Source organism: Polynucleobacter sp. 35-46-11 (genome assembly GCF_002281105.1).
Genome location: NZ_NCFJ01000289.1, coordinates 1 through 3,259 on the forward strand (window position 1 = coordinate 1; position 3,259 = coordinate 3,259).

General features: G+C 47.3%; 4 protein-coding genes. All 4 read left to right on the forward strand.

Features of this window, described 5'->3' with window-relative positions; all coding sequences use genetic code 11:
- The first annotated feature begins 12 nt into the window (after positions 1 to 12).
- The 4 genes from B7Y67_RS13625 to B7Y67_RS13640 are packed head-to-tail and all read left to right on the forward strand — an operon-like array spanning position 13 to position 3,132.
- Positions 13 to 1,311 (forward strand): polyhydroxyalkanoate depolymerase, encoded by a 1,299-nt coding sequence (locus tag B7Y67_RS13625; RefSeq protein ID WP_293599118.1) that lies wholly within the window; start codon positions 13 to 15, stop codon positions 1,309 to 1,311.
- Between the two features lie 54 nt (positions 1,312 to 1,365).
- Positions 1,366 to 2,058 (forward strand): electron transport complex subunit RsxB, encoded by a 693-nt coding sequence (rsxB, locus tag B7Y67_RS13630; protein WP_293599117.1) that lies wholly within the window; start codon positions 1,366 to 1,368, stop codon positions 2,056 to 2,058.
- Positions 2,058 to 2,714: an endonuclease III gene (nth, locus tag B7Y67_RS13635; RefSeq protein WP_293599119.1), complete on the forward strand. Its 657-nt coding sequence runs from the start codon at positions 2,058 to 2,060 to the stop codon at positions 2,712 to 2,714. Before rsxB ends, nth begins: the two co-directional genes overlap by 1 nt.
- On the forward strand, positions 2,707 to 3,132 hold the full coding sequence (locus B7Y67_RS13640; protein ID WP_293599120.1) for a DUF1841 family protein: 426 nt from the start codon (positions 2,707 to 2,709) through the stop codon (positions 3,130 to 3,132). The genes nth and B7Y67_RS13640 overlap by 8 nt, the downstream gene beginning before the upstream one ends.
- Positions 3,133 to 3,259: the final 127 nt, after the last annotated feature.

Here is a 3,259-nt window from a genome sequence, read left to right on the forward strand (position 1 = left end):
TCAGGAGGCAACATGCTATATCAGTTACATGAATTTCAAAAAGCTTTACTTCAACCAGTAAGCTCATGGGCTCGAGCAGCATCTGAAGCATTTATTAATTCTTCTAATCCCGCATCCAAAGTTCCTGGCTCAGATCGCTTAGCCGCTAGCTATGAACTGCTTTATCGTCTGGGTAAAGACTATAAAAAACCTGAGTTTGGCATTCGCTCTGTGCAAGCACATGGTCGAGAAGTTGCGATTCATGAGAGAACCATTGTTGCCAAACCATTTTGCAACCTAATTCGCTTTAAGCGCTTTTCAGACGATCTTGATGTCATCAAAAAACTCAAGGACGATCCTGTTGTATTAGTGGTTGCCCCTCTATCTGGACATCACTCCACACTATTGCGCGACACCGTACGCACTCTCTTGCAAGACCACAAGGTATACATTACCGACTGGATTGATGCTCGCATTGTTCCTGCAAATGCTGGTGATTTTGGTCTAGATGATTACGTTCACTACGTACAAGATTTCATCCGTGCAATTGGCGCTGAGAATTTGCATGTAATCTCAGTTTGCCAACCAACAGTTCCAACATTAGGCGCAATCTCTTTAATGGCCTCTGCTGGTGAAAAGACCCCCGCCTCTATGATCATGATGGGCGGTCCAATTGATGCACGCAAGTCACCGACTGCCGTCAATAACTTAGCTGACCAAAAGTCCTATGACTGGTTTGAAAGTCATGTAATTTACAAAGTACCACCAAGCTACCCAGGCGCTGGTCGCAAGGTGTACCCAGGCTTCTTGCAGCACACCGGCTTTATTGCCATGAATCCTCAGAATCACTTGCAGTCACATTGGGACTATTTCCAAAACTTAGTGCGTGGCGATGAGCAAGATGCAGAAGCTCATATCCGTTTCTATGATGAGTACAACGCGGTCCTTGATATGGATGCCAAGTTCTACTTAGACACGATTAAGACAGTATTCCAGGACTACTCACTACCAAACGGCACTTGGGCAGTATCCGGTGATCTAGTGAAGCCACAAGATATTAAGAACACTGCTCTTCTCACCGTTGAGGGCGAGTTGGATGACATTTCTGGTAGCGGACAAACCCGCTCAGCACATGCTTTGTGTGCAGGCATTCCGAAGGCCGACAAAGATCATTACGAAGTTGCGGGCGCTGGCCACTACGGCATCTTCTCTGGCCGTCGTTGGCGCGATAAAGTGTATCCAAAGATTAAGTTGTTTATTCGCGAGCATCAAGGTGTTCAGAAAAAAACAAAAGCTAGACCCCCAAAACTGGGAACTAAGAAGGCTGCATAAATCAGCGGCGCGACTTTAGGGTCGCGCTTCTAGTTTTAGGGCTCGAAAATTGCAATGGACATCAAGCAGACGAAAGAACTTGCCGATCGTCTCGAGGATATCCTTCCTCAAACTCAATGTACCAAATGCAGCTACCCAGACTGCAGAGCCTACGCAGAAGCGATGGCGACAGGTGAGGTTCTGCCTAATCGTTGCCCTCCCGGAGGCGTAGAAGGCATTCAGAGGCTTAGCACCATCCTGGCACCCATCTTTCCCCAGGATGCCTTTGAACTGCATCCCACGATCAACCCTGAGTGCGGTGCAGAGCGCCCAAGGCCTGTTGCTTTTATTGATCCCAAGACTTGCATCGGCTGCACCTTGTGTATCCAAGCATGTCCTGTAGATGCCATTATTGGCGCCTCAAAGCAAATGCATGTGGTCTTGAGTGATTGGTGCACCGGTTGTGATCTTTGCATACCACCCTGCCCGGTAGATTGCATCTCCATGATTGATGTTACTGGCGAGAAAACTGGCTGGGAAGCCTGGTCACCAGAATTGGCAGGTCTTGCACGATCGCGATATGAAGCGCGCGATCTACGGTTAGATCGTGAGCAACGTGATAATGACGAGCGATTAGCAAAAAAAGCTGCTGCGAAATTGCAAGCAGTTAATGCAGAAAGCCCAGATTCGGAGGCTGCCTTGAAGGAGCAAGAGAGAAAGCGCGCCATCATTGCCGCAGCCATTGCGAGAGCACAGCAAAAAAAATGATGAATCTTGAAAAGCGCCAGGCCTTCTTTGAATTACTTAGAGAGAATAATCCCCATCCTGAAACTGAACTGGAATACAGCTCCCCGTTTGAATTACTCATCGCGGTTTTGCTCTCAGCACAGGCGACTGATATTTCAGTAAATAAAGGTACTCGCCAGCTGTTTAAGATTGCCAATACACCTCAAGCACTTCTTGACCTAGGAGAGGATGGTGTGAAGCCCTTCATTCAGCACATTGGCCTATTTAATTCCAAGGGCAGGCACATTCAGGAAACTTGCCAACTCCTCCTGGATAAACACGGCGGCGAAGTTCCGCAAAATCGCGAGGAGTTAGAAGCGCTTCCAGGTGTCGGTAGAAAGACTGCGAACGTCATTCTCAATACTGCCTTTGGTCAACCCACTATGGCAGTCGACACCCATATTTTTAGAGTCTCAAACCGGACAGGCTTGGCACCGGGTAAGGATGTTCTTAAAGTAGAGGAACAGCTACTCAAACGGATACCAAAAGAGTTTCTGCAAGATGCTCACCATTGGCTTATCCTTCATGGCAGATATACCTGTAAAGCACGAAATCCTGATTGCGAACAATGCATCGTTGAACCACTTTGTGAGTTCAAACAAAAAACTGGGAAAGGAAAAGTTCGTGGCAATATTTAACCCCACTCGCGAAGAAGTGCGTCGTTTTTTTTGTGATACCTGGAAAAAGAAAACCGAGGATCAAATCCTGACGCCAATGGAAATGATTGCTAGCGACTGGATGGTAGAACACCCGGAATATCATGCAGTGTTGGCGGATCCAGAAGGTGCGGTTGCGCAAGACTACACACCAGAGCGCGGTGAGACTAACCCCTTCTTGCACCTCTCAATGCACCTATCGATTAGCGAGCAAATATCCATTGATCAACCGCCAGGAATAAAAGAGATTTTCGAAAACCTGACTAAGAAGCTAGGATCCAAGCATGAGGCACAGCACGCCATGATGGAATGTCTTGGACAGGTGATGTGGGAAGCGCAGAGAGAAGGTCAATCCTTAAGTCCCGAGAAGTATTTAGAAGCACTCAAGAAGTTAAATTAGCCGGCAAGCCTCATCAATGCCGCTTAACAAGCATCCTTTTGCTCAACACTACGGTTGATACCACCAGAAAAGCAAAAACCATATTCATCAAGGTTAGCCGATCGCTTAGGATAAGACTGGCTGCAAT

Excerpts from the sequence above, each read along its gene's own strand:
- B7Y67_RS13625 (WP_293599118.1), top strand. The coding sequence starts at position 13 with ATGCTATATCAGTTACATGAATTTCAAAAAGCTTTACTTCAACCAGTA.
- nth (WP_293599119.1), top strand. The coding sequence starts at position 2,058 with ATGAATCTTGAAAAGCGCCAGGCCTTCTTTGAATTACTTAGAGAGAAT.
- rsxB (WP_293599117.1), top strand. The coding sequence starts at position 1,366 with ATGGACATCAAGCAGACGAAAGAACTTGCCGATCGTCTCGAGGATATC.